13 protein-coding genes are annotated in these 15463 nt (G+C 32.9%); 8 read left to right on the top strand and 5 right to left on the bottom strand.

Annotated features, from left to right (window positions below; genetic code table 11):
* Nucleotides 1-56: 56 nt before the first annotated feature.
* The 3 genes from ASC72_RS14790 to ASC72_RS14780 form a co-directional block, all read right to left on the bottom strand.
* On the bottom strand, nt 57-1109 hold the full coding sequence (locus tag ASC72_RS14790; RefSeq protein WP_056192133.1) for an exo-alpha-sialidase: 1053 nt from the start codon (nt 1107-1109) through the stop codon (nt 57-59).
* A 91-nt stretch (nt 1110-1200) separates the two neighbouring features.
* The gene (locus tag ASC72_RS14785; RefSeq protein ID WP_056192130.1) at nt 1201-2790 is read right to left on the bottom strand and encodes a SusD/RagB family nutrient-binding outer membrane lipoprotein; all 1590 of its coding nucleotides are present in this window, start codon (nt 2788-2790) and stop codon (nt 1201-1203) included.
* Nucleotides 2791-2807: 17 nt separating this feature from the next.
* A complete protein-coding gene (locus ASC72_RS14780; protein ID WP_056192127.1) occupies nt 2808-5894 on the bottom strand; it encodes a SusC/RagA family TonB-linked outer membrane protein in 3087 nt (1028 codons plus the stop codon).
* A 380-nt stretch (nt 5895-6274) separates the two neighbouring features.
* On the opposite strand from ASC72_RS14780, the gene ASC72_RS14775 reads away from it, so the two are divergent.
* Nucleotides 6275-6757, top strand: coding sequence for a CAP domain-containing protein (locus ASC72_RS14775; RefSeq protein ID WP_056192124.1), 483 nt, complete (start codon nt 6275-6277; stop codon nt 6755-6757).
* Nucleotides 6758-7091: 334 nt separating this feature from the next.
* A complete protein-coding gene (locus tag ASC72_RS14770) occupies nt 7092-7850 on the top strand; it encodes a glycosyl hydrolase (protein WP_056192121.1) in 759 nt (252 codons plus the stop codon).
* Between the two features lie 537 nt (nt 7851-8387).
* On the opposite strand, the gene ASC72_RS14760 is transcribed toward ASC72_RS14770, so the two are convergent.
* Both ASC72_RS14760 and ASC72_RS14755 read right to left on the bottom strand, forming a co-directional pair.
* A complete protein-coding gene (locus ASC72_RS14760; protein WP_082564316.1) occupies nt 8388-9290 on the bottom strand; it encodes an alpha/beta fold hydrolase in 903 nt (300 codons plus the stop codon).
* 142 nt (nt 9291-9432) lie between these two features.
* A complete protein-coding gene (locus ASC72_RS14755) occupies nt 9433-10566 on the bottom strand; it encodes an AraC family transcriptional regulator (protein ID WP_056192113.1) in 1134 nt (377 codons plus the stop codon).
* 283 nt (nt 10567-10849) lie between these two features.
* Between ASC72_RS14755 and ASC72_RS14750 the strand changes: the two genes are divergently transcribed.
* The 6 genes from ASC72_RS14750 to ASC72_RS14720 all read left to right on the top strand — a co-directional run bounded on the left by ASC72_RS14750 (nt 10850) and on the right by ASC72_RS14720 (nt 15456).
* Nucleotides 10850-11281, top strand: a complete 432-nt coding sequence (locus tag ASC72_RS14750; protein WP_056192109.1) for a DoxX family protein — start codon at nt 10850-10852, stop codon at nt 11279-11281.
* Nucleotides 11271-12401 carry a chromate efflux transporter gene (gene chrA, locus ASC72_RS14745; protein ID WP_056192107.1) on the top strand — a complete coding sequence of 377 codons (1131 nt, stop codon included), beginning with the start codon at nt 11271-11273 and terminating at the stop codon, nt 12399-12401. Before ASC72_RS14750 ends, chrA begins: the two co-directional genes overlap by 11 nt.
* A 335-nt stretch (nt 12402-12736) precedes the next feature.
* Entirely contained in the window at nt 12737-13087 is a 351-nt protein-coding gene (locus ASC72_RS14740) for a hypothetical protein (protein WP_056192104.1), read from the top strand.
* A gap of 20 nt (nt 13088-13107) precedes the next feature.
* On the top strand, nt 13108-13368 hold the full coding sequence (locus ASC72_RS14735; protein ID WP_056192101.1) for a hypothetical protein: 261 nt from the start codon (nt 13108-13110) through the stop codon (nt 13366-13368).
* A gap of 276 nt (nt 13369-13644) precedes the next feature.
* Complete coding sequence (locus tag ASC72_RS14725; protein ID WP_082564315.1) at nt 13645-14685, top strand: sensor histidine kinase; 1041 nt, start codon at nt 13645-13647, stop codon at nt 14683-14685.
* Nucleotides 14686-14694: 9 nt separating this feature from the next.
* Nucleotides 14695-15456 (top strand): LytTR family DNA-binding domain-containing protein, encoded by a 762-nt coding sequence (locus tag ASC72_RS14720; protein WP_056192092.1) that lies wholly within the window; start codon nt 14695-14697, stop codon nt 15454-15456.
* Nucleotides 15457-15463: the final 7 nt, after the last annotated feature.

Genomic DNA, 15463 nt, shown 5'->3' with positions numbered 1-15463 from the left:
AAGTACGGAGATTGAAGTAAGTACAATCAGGTTAACTGACATTTTAACAAACTCAATTATTTCATCAGTTCAAATGCAACATGCTTAATGTACTTTCTATTATAAGTATACAAGACATGAATTTTATGATCTGAAGTCTGAATAATAGCCGGATAACTGAATTCACCTTCCGATTGGTTTTCCAGATTAAATATCTTTTTCCAATGCACACCATCTTTTGAATATTCTACATCTAAAACATTTCGGCCATTAAACCAGTCTTTTCCCATTTTTAGAGGATTATTCACTAATAAAAATGATTTATTAGACAATGTTACAGCATCAATTCCTGAATTTGAGTTAACAACCTTAATACTATCCGTTCGTTGCCATGTTTTGCCGTAATCATACGACCAGCTTGAAATTAATTTATTATGCCTGCTTCGGGATAAAATTTGAATTTCTTTATCTGAATGAACCAGGAATGTTGGCTGAATAATATCAAAGTTTTTCTTATCCTGAATATCTGTTATACGCCAACTATCAGTTGCTTCTGTATAGGTTTCTATAAATACCCGCCATTTATTATCATTAATGCTTTCGGTACTGCTTCCACATAAAATAATTCCCGGACTTGTTTCGATTGGTTTATTTCTGATTGGCCCTAATATTCCTTTTGGTAGATATTTAGCATTGCTCCAGGTGTTTCCGTCATCTTTTGAAACGATCATAGCACCAAACCATTCTCTCGGATTTTTCCCCACTTTATAAAATAAATATAAATTGTGACTTTTACTTTTAAACAAAACCGGATTCCAACATGGCAGGGTATCACCTTCTTTTATTAAAGGATTTACTATTTTTTTAGGAGCTGACCATTTTTTTTCTTTATAAGATGAAATATAAATACCGACATCTTTTGCACCTTCATATTTCCCGCCAAACCAGGCTGCCAAAAGTATATTGGGTTCTAATTCAACTAATGTTGATGCATGACTAGCCGCCGTTACCGGATTTTCGGTAATATAATTTTGGGTAATATTAACTGCTTTAGGTTCGCTTTTAATTGATTTACAAGCTAGAAAAACAGAAACTAATAAAACAATCAAGCAATATTTTTTTAAATTCATAATCTAACTTTTATATAAAACAAAAGGAGAGTTTCCTCTCCTTTTGCGTTTTTAAGTAAAGAATGTGTTTGTCTTTACTCAACCAAATTAATTATTTAGTATCCCACCAAAGTTTAGTTCCTCCGGTATCGGGACCTTTAAGTTTTGTGATTGCGTCTGTAACAGCATCTTTATTAGAAGAATATTCATTTGTTGTATAAATAATTCTTTTCATTAGGCTTTTACCAACTCCGGCATCATTATTATCTGTATTAAGAACAGGATAGATTACTTTTGCATCACTTCGGCGTAAATCTGCCCAGGACTCCCAGGATTCAGGGAAAATTGCCAAATACTTTTGAACCGCAATTTGTGTACGTTGATTTGCAGCTGCAGCTGACCATGCAACAGGCAATTTTACAGGTATATCTTGTAAGTCTAAAGTTGGATAAACTGTTAAGATGTTTGGTAATGTTGGTAATGTATTTCCGGCCACATAAGCATTGATTGTTGCCGTATCTGTAATTCCCCATTGTCTTAAAGACATTCTGATACCTTCTTCATACAAACTTTGAGCACTTCCACCCATGTTCCATCCGTTCAAAGCACCTTCTGCTCTGCTGAAATAGTTTTCAGAAGCCATGAATACTTCAATATTTTTACTTTCACTAAGGTTTCCTGCAGCACCATTCCCCATAATATCATTGTTAAAAGCAGAAAATTTAGTAGTTCCAAACTGATCTTCTAAACCTCCAACAGGCTGACCACGATAAACACCCGTATCAATTTTAGCAAACCATTTTGCTAACCTTGGATCATTATATCCAACAAGTATACTTTCCATAGAAGCTGTCATCGTATAACCCCAGCTGTTTACAATCATGTTTAAATTGTTTGGAGTAATATTACTTGCTTTAAAGAAGGCCCCCTGCTCGTTAGTTTGCATAACACCTGCAGCTACAGCAGCTTCAGCTTGTGTTTTTGCTTTATCTGGCTGAATATCAGAAATTCTTAATGCCAAACGTAATCTTAAACTGTTTCCAAATACTCTCCAGTTAGCAACATTACCAGCATATAAACGATCATTTGGCTGAAAAGAAGCCACTGTTGTTAAAGGAGAACTACTTAAAGTAGTATTTGCTTCGTCTAGTAATTTAAAAAAGTCTTCGTAAATAGATTCTACACTATCATAAGGTACTTTTTCTTTACCGTTTCCTGCTTCAGTATATGGAATTGGCCCGTAAGCATCTACCATTTGATTGTACATGAAAACTTTCCAAATTTTAAGAATTGCCAAAGCTTCGGCGTTTCCTTCAGATGCTTTAACAGCATTGTTTAAAGCGGGCACAGCAACGGTATAAAATCTTGTCCATCCACGGCCTTCGTATCCATTTACAAACGCATTTCTCTCCGTACCATATCCACAATTTAAATAGTGAATAAAAGTTGACGATAAAATACCCGTTGCAATACCCCAGGTTCCCTGATCATCTATACCACTTGGTGATGAGTAAGATCCGTTGTGAATACCTGCATAAATTGCAGATGCAAATGATGGTCCTGCCAGCGTAGCATCTAACTGATCTTCAGTAAGCGAATTAGGATCTGTGTTTATTTCATCAAAATCGCTATTACAACCTGACAAAATAACAGCTGTCATTAATGCAGCTCCTAATGTTTTTATTTTAAAACTATATTTCATGATGTCTCTTTTTTTAATTAAAATCCGAATTTAACATTAACTCCATAATCTCTCGTTGAAGGAATGTTGAAAGATTCTATACCTTGTAAGTTTCCTGTACCAGCGCCCGCTTCCGGATCAAAATATTTAGCTTTATTTACAAAGAAGAATAAATTTCTTCCTACCAATGAAAAGTCAATACTTGTAAAACCTGTGTTGCCTAATACACGTTTTGGTAATGAATATCCAAAAACAAGCTCTCTTAATCTGATGTTTGTTGCATCATAAATAAAAGGTTCTGCCACAGGTGTTCTTTGTCCGATTGCTGTCCAGTATTGTTCAGATGTAATACTTGTTGTATTTGGAGTATAAGTTCCGCCTGCTCCTGCAACAACACCATCAACAATGATACCTCCTTCTCTTCCTGGCAAAGTAATATCACTAACCCCTAAACCTGCTTGTCTGGCCTGAGTATATGAAATAACTTCTCCGCCAATTCTAAAATCAACTAAGAAACTGAAATTGAAATCTTTGTATTTAAAGTTGTTTTTTAAACCTCCAGTCCAGTCTGGATTAAAGTTACCCGCACGAACATCAAAACCGTTTGTTGCTAATGGAAGACCTGCACTGTTTACAATAATTTTACCATCATCATTTCTTTGGAAACCTTTAATGTATAAATCACCGTATTCACCGCCTACAACAACTTTACTTCTAACTAAACGTCCTTCGCCAAGAACTAATTCATCTCTTCCTTCAAAAATAGATTTTACTTTTGATTTATAAGAAGCATAGTTTGCTGTAATATCCCAGCTAAAATTTTCTGTTTGAATAGGAGTTGCAGTAAGTGTAAGCTCAATACCTTTATTTTCAATATCCCCGCCATTTACGATAGCTCTTGAATATGAAGAAGACTCAGGAGTATTGATATAGAAAATTTGGTTATCTGTTAATGTATTAAAGTAGGTGAAATCTAAACCTAAACGATTATTAAAGAATCTAACATCTGCACCAAACTCTGTTGAAGAAGATATTTCTGGTTTTAAGTTAGGATTTGCAGCCGTTGTTTGTCCGTATAACATACCGCCATTTCCACCAATATAGGAGAATCTTTGTTGTGTTTGGTAAGGATCTGTATCGTTTCCAACCTGTGCGTAAGAAGCTCTTAATTTTGCAAAACTAATTACTTCAGGTAATTTAACCATGTCAGAAATGACAGCTGAAAGACCTACAGAAGGATAAAAATAATCAGTAGGCAAAGTAGAAGACCAGTCATTTCTGGCAGTTAAATCTAAGAATAAATAGTTTTTAAAACCAAGTTGGCCAAAGGCATAAACTGAATTAATTCTTTTTTCTGAAGATGTAGATGTAGATTGAATGGTCTGCACGTTAGACAAGGCAAAAAAGTTTCTCTTACTTAAAACTCCTCCTGAATTTAAAGCTGAACTGTTTTGCTGTAGTGAACTTGCACCTCCATTAAGTCCAACAGAAAAATCTCCAAATTTTTCATTGTAAGAAAGTAAAGCATCAATATTCAATTCGCTTACCGTTTCATACGATTCGCTGTATGAACCTAAGTTATTGTTAAATGCAACTGTAGCATATCGGTTTCTAACATTTTTGTTTGTCATTTGGTCTAAACCAGCTCTACCTTGTAAACTTAGTGTTTTTGTAAATTCATATTTAAGAGAAGCTAAACCAATAAATCTGTTTCTTTTATCTGTACGTGAATCATCTCTTAACGCAGACCAGAATGGGTTTCCTCCTGGCGCTCCAGTTTCATCGATAAAATAATTCATTTGTTTTTGTCCTGCAGCATCGGTGTATTCATAATTTCTGTAATCATTATACGCAATACTACGAGGCAGTAAATAAGCTGATGTACCAATAGATTCTTCTCCGGTTCTCAATAAATTATCGATATCCTGAATGATATAATTTGTTTTTACATCTAATGATAATTTATCAGATAGTTTACTTGTCAATCTTAAATTAAGATTATGTCTGTCTAATTGATTCCCGCCCACAATACCTTCAGCACGTGTATTTGTATAAGAGAAATAACCTTGCGCTTTTTCATTTCCTGCCGTAACAGTTAAGGTATTCGCTAAATTATAACCTGTTTTATAAAAATCAATAACGTTATTTGGTTGTGGAGAATAACTTTGTGTAGCCGGTCCTGCATAATTTGGATTACGAACTAACTGCCAGTTTGAAACCTGGCTTCCGTCTAATTTCCCTCCCCAGCTTGAACTGGAAGTTGGGTTGTAAACACCATTTGTTCCCTGACCGTATTCATTTTGTAAATTCATCAAATTATAAGCAGATGAGGCCATAAAATTAGTTGATAACGAAACCGATGTTTTTCCTGCTTTACCAGATTTTGTTGTAATTACGATAACCCCGTTACTCGCTCTGGAACCGTAAAGAGCCGCAGCAGAAGGTCCTTTAAGAACTGTCATCGAAGCAATATCTTCCGGGTTAATGTTTGAAATACCATCTGGCTGTGTAGTTCCTCCTGTATCAATATCAGGATTTGTTGTTGTTGTACCGTTACTAATTGGTACACCATCTACTACATACAGAGGCTGATTGTTTCCGTTAAGAGATCTGTTACCCCTTAATGTAATTCTCGATGAACTACCAACACCATTTGATGTTGTAGAGAAGTTAAGACCGGCAACTTTACCTGAAAGTGAGTTGGCAACGTTTAATGATCTCGCCTCTGAAAGTTCGTCTACGGCAACGTTTTGAGCAGAATACGTAATCGCCTTTTTCTCTCTTTTAATACCAAGAGCTGTTACTACTACTTCTCCTAACTGTTGTGTAGCTGCACCCAAAGCTACATCAATTGTAGTTTGTGTTCCTACTGCTACTTCTTGTGGTGCGGAGCCCACATAAGTAAAAATCAAAACTGCTGATTTATTTGGAACTGCTATACTATACTTCCCATCAAAATCTGATGATGCACTTGTATTTGTTCCTTTAACAATAACATTTGCTCCAGGAACCGGAATTCCGCTCGCGGCATCTGTTATCGTTCCTTTTACTGTTGTTTGTGCTTGCAGACCTGTAAATCCGAATAAGCATATCACAGACAGTAATTTTAGTACGTCCTTAATCATATTGGTTGTTTTTTAAGTTAATATCATGTTAAACTTAAGAATACCTTCTGTAAACAAATCATTATTTCGACAAATGACATATTTGAAGAGGTGTAGGTTATACATTTATAAAAAACTTGGAATTTTACTGTTAAAATTGTATCCTTTATCCTTAAGGGTGATGCATTGTAAATGTTCTGAGAAAATTAAAAAAGAGACATTAAAAAATCTTTAATTTGTTAGGGAGTTTCTTGGTGAGCGATAAGGAATTCGAACCATAAATTGATTTTAAGCTCCTTAATAATTTGAGAGTGTACCTAAATTATTGCACCTGTATATGAAGAAGTCTTAAAAATAAAAAAACGAATATCTTTACATTTATAAATTAATAATCGATTGCTATGACTTTAAAACATTTTATTTACATCACTCTGACCACCTTATTATTTATCTCGTGTGATAACGATAATGATACTCCTGTTGTTATTGATACAAATGTTACAGACTCTGTTTTAATCGAAATAAACAAACTTAGAACGACCGGTTGTAAATGTGGTGCTGATGACATGCCTCCTGTCCCCCCATTGGTGAGCAATTCGATATTAACACAAACTGCGGTCAATTATGCCCATGATATGAATGTACGAGATTTTTTTTCGCACATATCTCCGGAAGGTACAAGTCCCATACAAAGAGCTTTTGCTCTTGGCTATACCGGCACGTACGTTGGCGAAGTAATTGCCCGTAATTATAATACTCCTGCAGAAGTTGTAATAGGATGGAAAAATAGCGAAGACCATTGTAAAGCTATTATGAGCATCGATTATGTTGAGATGGGTGCTGGAAAATATGGAAATATATGGGTAGCCAATCTGGGAAAGTAAAACTATTTTTCTTCACCTAATCGTTATCTAACTACAACAACTAAGTGAAAAACAATTTTTCTCTCCACAAATAGTCAAATTCGTAGAACTATTCTTACTGTATTTAAGAATAAGTCCATTTTATTTTTTATAAATTATAATATTCTCAGTTTTTCATTTTATTTATAGTCATTTTAACCATAACTAAAAATAAATTTTACATTTTAATAGGTTATAATTATTTTTTATGATTATACTTTAAAAATATATAGGTTTTTTAATAAAAATTATGCTAAATATGTAATTATCAATATATTAGTATAACTATTTTAATTTAACCTTAAACTGAAATTTCATGAAAAAATCAATTTTATTTGTAGTATTAAGTCTTGTATTTATGAGTTGTGAAACAACTGAGACAAGCAAAGATTCAGAAGTTAAAGCTGCATGGTCATCGTCAGCTCAATATGCCAGCTGGTCAAATGGTGGTTATACCGTTTACAACAACATATGGGGTTCTGGCGCCGGAAGCCAATCTATATGGGCAAATAACTATAGTAATTGGGGAATTTGGGCAAACCATCCTAATACAGCAGGGATCAAATCATACCCAAATTCAAGCAAATATGTAGGTAAAGTATTGAGTACAATCAATACGCTTAGTACTAGTTTTAACGCTACTACACCTGGCGGAGGTGCGTGGGTATCTGCCTATGATCTTTGGGATAGCAATAAAGCGAATGAAATAATGTTGTGGTTGAATTATACAGGAAATTCAGATGGTTCGGGGAATGTAAAACCAATCTCTTATAATTATTCATCAACTGGTGCTGCTGTTCCGGTATATACAAACCAAAGTATTGGTGGTCACACCTGGAACGTATTTAGAGGAAACAATGGTTCTAATAATGTGTACTCCTTTTTGCGTACAACAAAAACCAATAGTGGAACCATTGATGCAAAAGCAATTTATAACTGGATAAAAAATAAAGGATGGTTTGGAAATATTACTGTTGGAGATATTCAATATGGGTTTGAAATTTCATCCTGTTATGGTACAAATGGATCCGGTGTAAATTTTACCTGTAACAGCTACTCTGTAACAAGCAATTAAGCAATTAATTTATACGACATTATTAAAACAGACTCAACTTAAAAAACTGAGTCTGTTTTTTTTAATTGGACAGCAATTTCAGCAAAAACAACAAAACAATATTGTTGAAGCTGTCAATTATCGATTGTATTTTTATCCTAAAATATTTGACAATGCTGATGTGAGCAAAGAAAACTGGTTTAAATTTAAAATTGAAACTTATAATGATCCTTCTGAAATTAGCTTTTCAAAAGCATTTTTACCATTATTGATTTTTAATTTAGCGTTAATTGGTTTGGGATGGATGAATTTTAGAAAGAGTAAAAATTATTTTTTTTAAGGGTATTAAATTATTGGGTTTTGAAATCAGTTTGAAGTTGAAATTACTGTTGTTTATAATTTTGTTTTATTATCACATTAATTGAGGTTCAGACCTTTCTTTCAAGGCCGGATATAATAATGAAGCGATTCAAAAAATTAAGAATATTACAATTTCAATTAGGAAGAATAGCTGGAAACTAAGAAAACTCCCAGAATACTTGATTGGTCAAATGTTTTTTATGGGAGTTTTGATAGTAATAATTTAATATTTTCTAAAACAAGATCAGGCTCATCAAGTTGGATAAAATGTCCTGATTTTATTGTTGAGATATGGGTAAAATCAGTTACCCCAGACTTTAGGTATTCCTTAGATTCATACCATAGTTGCCTGTCGGCAGTATTGTGTTCGGCATCAGTTTTCATACTTGTTATTGCAATAACCGGAACGTCAGGCAGATTAGATAATCTGGACATATATTTTAAATCCTCAATTAATTCCAGGGTTTCTAATGCAATTCCCGAATTTGCACCATAAGTTGTTTTATAAGTAGTATAAAACGAATTTATTTGTTCTTGTGAAAAATGATTGTACTTTTCATGAGTAGCATCGACAAATAGTAAGCCGCCAACTTTTGAAGGATTTTTTATAGCATAATCCCTAATAATCAATCCTCCTAACGAATGTCCAACAAGTATTACTTTTCTGTTATTTGCGAATTGATCTATTACTTTTTCAAGCTCAGTTCTTAATTTATTTATGTCGCGGGGTTCAGTATTGAAACCCGATTTTCCATAACCGGCTCGGTCGTATAATAAAACATCAGAATTTAGAAAATTGGATATTGATAAAATTTCTGAGGATTTTCCTGTGCTGTACCAGGATGTATGATCATTTCCGTGACCTGATTCAAAAACAACTAAATATTTTGTTTTTTTTGAAACAGTATAAGCCATCAGTTTATGGGTTTCGAGATCTACAGTTGTTTCCTGATATTCCGGGTTATCAATTTCATTATTGTCTGAGCAGGATACAAAAGAAACTGCATAAATAGTGAATAATAAAAGACTTGATAATCTAATTATACTGACTTTAGTATAACTGCTTTTTACAGCTGTTTTTTTTAAGATTGTTAATGACATTTTTAGATTTTTTAAAGATAAATTCCACGCAAATATCATTATTGTTTATACTTATAAAGTTCTGATTTATGAATCAGAACCTATTTTAAAATACCTCAAAAGATGCTATTACGATCCAAAATTGCATTATAAAAATTTTACTTTAATATTTAGAATTGTTTTTAAACTCAGATGGAGTTTGACCGGTGCTTTTCTTGAAAGTGGTATTAAAGACCGTCTTGGAATTGAAGCCAACTTCAAAACCGATTCCCATTAAGCTAAAGTGTCGCATGTTGGGATTCTGAATCATTTTTTTTGCTTCTTCGATTCTATACCTATTAATAAATTGATGAAAATTTTCACCACAGCTATTATTGATTATGTATGAAAGAATATGTGACGAAATATTCAGCTGAGAAGCCAGTTTAAATAAACTCAATTCAGGATCTAAAAAAGGTTTTTTATTGTCCATTAATTGAATTAAATTAGATTTCATTACTTCTAATTCATTATCTGAGATTAGTTTTTTCTTATTTTCTTCCAAACTTGAATTCTCAATTCTAATGGCGTCAATTTCTTCTTTTTCTTGTTTATCAAGATCAAACAGCTCTTTCTGTTTTAATGAAAAATAAGCAATGTAAAAAATTCCGACAAGATAAATCAGACTAGCAAATTGGTCAAAATAGACATTATTTCTGGCTAGTTTAAAAACATTGTCAATTAACCAAAGACCCGTTATGATTAATATACAAACTACCACTTGCTTTAACCATTTCAAATCGATTGCATCCATATTTGAAGTATACAAAAATAATTTTTTTTGATAGGTAATAATTTTTCTATACGACATTACACAATAGATAATCACTTGAAGACAAAAAACTAAATTGAAAGCATTAATGATTATTAATGCGTTTTTTTTATCGGCAACTGTAGGTGATTTTACGTCAATTAATAGGGAAATCAGAAGTAAAAATAACATTACAAAGGCAAAAACAAAATGAAGATTATCTTTTACTCGCCATTTTCTGCCGGGTTTAATAAAATAAGAAACACTAAAATAAAGAACCGGGGCTATAATAAAATCGATTATACCAATGAAATCATTTATTAGCATTCTGGTTTTCAAAGGACCGGTTTTTTCCAATAAGTCATTAAACTGAATAAGGAATATACACAAAAAAAAACAACCAAACCATCGATTAACTTTGCTGTTTGCCTGATTAAGATTTGCAAAGATTAAAAAGGCAAGCAATAGAGTTGTTCCCAGAATAAGGAAACCAAGTAGTTGATTCATTAAAAAACAAATTTGTAGATGATAAAATTACTAAATATATAGAAGTAAAGAGTACAGAACTAAGTATATTTTTGTAACTGACAACTATGAGTATATTGTATGGTTTACCATTTTTTTTTAAATTTTTCACGAATCAATACAGATAGCGAAAACATTGAGTTTTAGGAAATATTCTTATATTGCTTCAACAAAAATCTAATTATTGCACTAAACCAACCTAAAAAAGTTGTATGGGCGTCATCCTATTACCGACCGCGTGCAGCCATTGAACCGAATAACAAAAATGAAAAATCGAATATTAAATACAGATAATTCAAAAACGACAATCTTAATTAGACTTATGGTTGGAGTTGTATTTCTATCCGAAGGAATTCAGAAATTTTTATTTGTCGACACACTTGGAGCAGGACGATTTGAAAAAATTGGTTTGCCATCACCTGAATTTTTGGGAAGTTTTGTTGGCTGTTTTGAAATTGTTTGCGGAACGCTAATCCTCTTTGGACTTTTGACAAGACTTGCAAGTATTCCACTTATCGTTATTATGCTTGTAGCCATTGCGACAACCAAATTGGAAATTTTAACCAAAAAAGGTTTTTGGGAAATGTTGCACGAAAGCAGAACGGATTGGGCAATGCTTTTGGGAAGTATTTTTTTGTTGATTAGAGGTGGTGGTTTTTGGTCTGCGGACAAAGCTTTGACAAAAAATGGAGCATAAAGCGGATTTGAAAAATATTGCAAAACTTTTTCTAAAACTTGGTATTCTTGGTTTTGGTGGTCCTGCTGCACACATTGCAATGATGCAGGACGAAGTGGTTACAAAAAAGAAATGGCTGACCGAGCAACATTTTTTGGACTTAATTGGTGCAACAAACTTAATTCCTGGCCCCAACAGCACAGAAATGGCAATCCATATTGGATATGAAAAAGGTGGTTGGAAAGGTTTAATTCTTGCAGGTCTTTGTTTCATTTTACCAGCCGTTTTCATTACAGGAATTTTGGCTTTTCTCTACAAACAATACGGGCAAATTCCAGAAGTGCAACCTTTTATTTACGGAATAAAACCTGCCATTATTGCCATCATACTGAGTGCTATTTTTCCATTGGCAAAAAAATCCTTAAAATCGACAGCACTAATAATCATCGGATTACTTGTTTTGCTTGGTTCATTATTCAGCATCAATGAAATATATTTGATGTTTGGAGCAGGATTTTTTGCTTTGTTTTTGGCTTATTTACGAAACAATAAGCAAAATAATAGTAACCGTTTTCTGCCATTAACTTTATTGAAAATCACAAACACAACAATACTTTCCGCTACCAATGCCAACCTATTTTGGATTTTTCTGAAAATCGGTGCAATTCTTTACGGAAGTGGTTATGTTTTGTTTGCTTTCCTGGACACAGAATTGGTTTCAACAGGACTTTTAACAAGACAACAATTAATTGATGCCATTGCGGTTGGACAATTCACACCAGGACCCGTTTTTTCTTCAGTAACTTTTATCGGCTATCAAATCAATGGTTTGACGGGTGCAATTGTTTCGACAATCGCCATATTTTTACCTTCATTTATATTTGTGGCGTTACTAAACCCAATTGTAAAGAAAATGCGAAACTCAAAACTATTTTCGGCATTTTTGGACGCTGTAAATGTAGCATCAGTCGCAATAATTATAGCAGTTTGTTTTGATATGGGCAAAGACATCATTGCAGATTGGCGAACAATTTTGATTGCAGTTTTAAGTATAATCATTGCATTTGGATACAAGAAATTAAATAGTGCTTTTGTGGTTTTAGGCGGTTCATTAATCGGTTATTTATTGACCCTAATATGACGATCGAATAAGGGCGAACTCACAACAGCTTGACAAAATTGAGGTTTTAGTGGAATTACCCTTTTTTAATTCTATTTCGTTTTAGCCAAAACTACTCGTTATTCTTAACTTTTAAACGAAAAAATTTTTAGAACCTGAGAGGTTTCGAATCAATCTTTCCAGTAAAAACAGGTTGATAAATAGTAGGCGAATTGTAAATAAAATTGAATCTGAAAGAAATTTGAGTTTACATATTTTAAAGTTCAGTGACTTAATTACGGGATTGGGTTAGATAGATAAAAGATTATCATCCAGCGCTATCTATCTTGCGGGCTTAATCCTAAAAACTGATCTTAATGAAAAAGTTAAATACAATAATTTTGTTATTTTTCACAACGCTTTTAATGGCACAAAATGAAGCCGATTTATCAAAAAATTTCTCGATGGATTTTGGAGGTTCTTTTGGAGTGTTCTCCCCTTTTAAAAGTTCCAGCAAAGGTTTTCCGGATGATAAGAATCAGCTTGGATCCAATGGGGTAACTTTTCTTCAACTCAATTACAAAGAACATTATTTTGCAAAACTACAGTTTGGTCAAACTACTGTCTCTTACAAATCAATTCAGAATTCTAATGGTTTTAATTCTATAATCGATTCTAAGGCAAACAGCACTACAATTGGGATAATCTGGGGTATCAATACAAAATAAAAAGCTGGCAACCCTTTATAATGTTAGGATCAGGAACTTCTTTTATAGATTCTCCTAAAACCACCCTAATAAATGAAAACACAATAAGTTACACCACGAAAACCGGCAATTACTTGTATTTGTCCGGAAGCCTGGGTGTAAATTATATATTTAACCGGTATTTTATTGTTTCCCTGGAAGGACAAGCTTCTACACTTCCAACAGCACCTTCAGAGTCTGATACCCATTTAAGCGGTATGAGTATTCAGCTCGGTTTAAAATCATATCTTTTTAGTTTCTAAATAGTTTTCATGCATGATAGTTTCAGTCTACAAAACAAACGTTAATACAAAAATTAAGTTAAGAAAAGTAAAACCTGTTCTTAATAGAATACTTTTGAACTCGAAATGGAATTTCGATTTAGAAGACTGTGATAAAATTCTAAGAGTGGAGAGCCAAAAAAGTTATTCTGGTTTTTTAATAACGGAACTTCACAAAATTGGAATACACTGCGAAGAATTATTTTAGATTTAACGAATAGATTATTGCATTAGGGCATTATTTTTATTACTAGTTTTATGATGTACACAAGGCACTATAAATATTTACGCTTGTATGGATATCCTGTTTTTGCTGTTTTTCTCAATCTTATTCTTATCCTTTTGAATTCTGATGAGAGCAACATTAAGGGTTGGAAATTTTATAATAATACTGATTTTGTAATTGAAGGATTGTTCTGTCTGATCTTTACAATTGCATTATTTGAAACAGGATTATGGTTATCTAAAATTATTAACGCTACATCTGCCTTGAAAAAAACTGGCAGCCTGCGATTCATTTTTAAGTTACTATTGCATATTCTAATTGTAAGTGTTCTTGTTATTTTATTTTTCAACATCGATTTTCCGCAAAAATATGGGTATAATGACCTGGTTGTTCGGCGGGCATTAATTATTGGTTTCATATTCTCGATATTAATAACTACAGGTTTTACTGCCGAAGAACTTCTTATAAAATGGAACGAGAGTGAACTAGAAGCTAGTGAAAATAAAAAACAGGCATTACAATCTGAACTCAATGCCCTGAAGCTTCAATTAGATCCGCACTTTCTTTTTAATAATCTGAGCACACTTACTTCTCTAATCGAAGAAAATCAGGAAACTGCCGTACAGTACGTCACCAATCTTTCTGCAGTTTATCGTTATGTTTTGTCCAATAGAAACAAAAATATGATTGTTTTAAAAACAGAACTCGATTTTATCAAAGAGTATTTATTTTTATACCAAATAAGATATGGGCCGTCTATTGTTATTAATATTACTGGTGAAACTCATAATCTAAATAAATTTATAGCCCCCCTGACCCTACAGCTTTTGATTGAAAATGCTATAAAGCATAATTCCTTCTCTACAACTGCACCTCTTATTATTAATATAAATTATCAGAATGACTGGATAATTGTTGACAATAACAAATCGGCCAAATTCACAAAAGAACCCGGTGAAGGAATTGGTCTTGCACATATTTACCATAGTTACAAGCTTTTAGGCGACACAATTCCTGTTATACATGATTTGGAAACTACTTTTGAAGTTAGAGTTCCATTATTAAACAATTAAAACTATTTTATGATAACTGTTTTGATCATTGAAGATGAAGCTGCAAATGCTGCAAGATTACAAAAAATGCTTTTACAATCACAGGAAGAAATTGTAATCGCCGGAGTTTTACAAACCGTACGGGAAAGTATTTCATGGCTAGAAAAAGAAAACAGCCCTGATATTATATTTATGGATATACGACTCACCGATGGTCTAAGTTTTGAAATCTTTAACCAGGTGGATATTAAGTCTTATGTTATTTTTACAACGGCTTATGATGAATACGCATTGCAGGCATTTGAAGTAAACGGTATCGATTATCTTCTAAAACCTATCGAGCAAAAAAAATTGGAATCCAGTATAAAAAGAATCAAAAATTTTATAACTCCTCAACCTGATACCAGTATTATTGAGGTATTAAAAAATATGCGTTTACAAAACAACATTTACAGATCACGATTTTTAATCACCTATAAAGATTTGTTTATTACAATACCTATTACTGATATTGCCTATTTTAGTTCTGAAAATAAAATAGTATATCTCACCACTCATTCCAACCAAAAATATGTTATCAAACAGACACTCGATGAATTAATGCAGGAATTAAATCCCAGTGATTTTTTTAAAGTGACCAGAAATTATATAGTTTGCCTAAAAGCAATTCATAAACTATCCCAATCTTTCGATTATAAACTTAAACTTGAACTGACTCCCACTGTTAATGAAATTATATTAGTGAGCCGCGAACGTGGTATCTCTTTGAAAAATTGGCTTGACAGTAATTAAAAATTGA

Source organism: Flavobacterium sp. Root420 (genome assembly GCF_001427905.1).
In the GTDB taxonomy this organism is placed as follows: Bacteria; Bacteroidota; Bacteroidia; order Flavobacteriales; family Flavobacteriaceae; genus Flavobacterium.
This window is presented reverse-complemented; position numbering and strand designations above follow the sequence as displayed.

Excerpts from the sequence above, each read along its gene's own strand:
- ASC72_RS14790 (WP_056192133.1), bottom strand. The coding sequence starts at position 1,109 with ATGAATTTAAAAAAATATTGCTTGATTGTTTTATTAGTTTCTGTTTTT.
- ASC72_RS14785 (WP_056192130.1), bottom strand. The coding sequence starts at position 2,790 with ATGAAATATAGTTTTAAAATAAAAACATTAGGAGCTGCATTAATGACA.
- ASC72_RS14780 (WP_056192127.1), bottom strand. The coding sequence starts at position 5,894 with ATGATTAAGGACGTACTAAAATTACTGTCTGTGATATGCTTATTCGGA.
- ASC72_RS14775 (WP_056192124.1), top strand. The coding sequence starts at position 6,275 with ATGACTTTAAAACATTTTATTTACATCACTCTGACCACCTTATTATTT.
- ASC72_RS14770 (WP_056192121.1), top strand. The coding sequence starts at position 7,092 with ATGAAAAAATCAATTTTATTTGTAGTATTAAGTCTTGTATTTATGAGT.
- ASC72_RS14760 (WP_082564316.1), bottom strand. The coding sequence starts at position 9,290 with ATGTCATTAACAATCTTAAAAAAAACAGCTGTAAAAAGCAGTTATACT.
- ASC72_RS14755 (WP_056192113.1), bottom strand. The coding sequence starts at position 10,566 with ATGAATCAACTACTTGGTTTCCTTATTCTGGGAACAACTCTATTGCTT.
- ASC72_RS14750 (WP_056192109.1), top strand. The coding sequence starts at position 10,850 with ATGAAAAATCGAATATTAAATACAGATAATTCAAAAACGACAATCTTA.
- chrA (WP_056192107.1), top strand. The coding sequence starts at position 11,271 with ATGGAGCATAAAGCGGATTTGAAAAATATTGCAAAACTTTTTCTAAAA.
- ASC72_RS14740 (WP_056192104.1), top strand. The coding sequence starts at position 12,737 with ATGAAAAAGTTAAATACAATAATTTTGTTATTTTTCACAACGCTTTTA.
- ASC72_RS14735 (WP_056192101.1), top strand. The coding sequence starts at position 13,108 with ATGTTAGGATCAGGAACTTCTTTTATAGATTCTCCTAAAACCACCCTA.
- ASC72_RS14725 (WP_082564315.1), top strand. The coding sequence starts at position 13,645 with ATGATGTACACAAGGCACTATAAATATTTACGCTTGTATGGATATCCT.
- ASC72_RS14720 (WP_056192092.1), top strand. The coding sequence starts at position 14,695 with ATGATAACTGTTTTGATCATTGAAGATGAAGCTGCAAATGCTGCAAGA.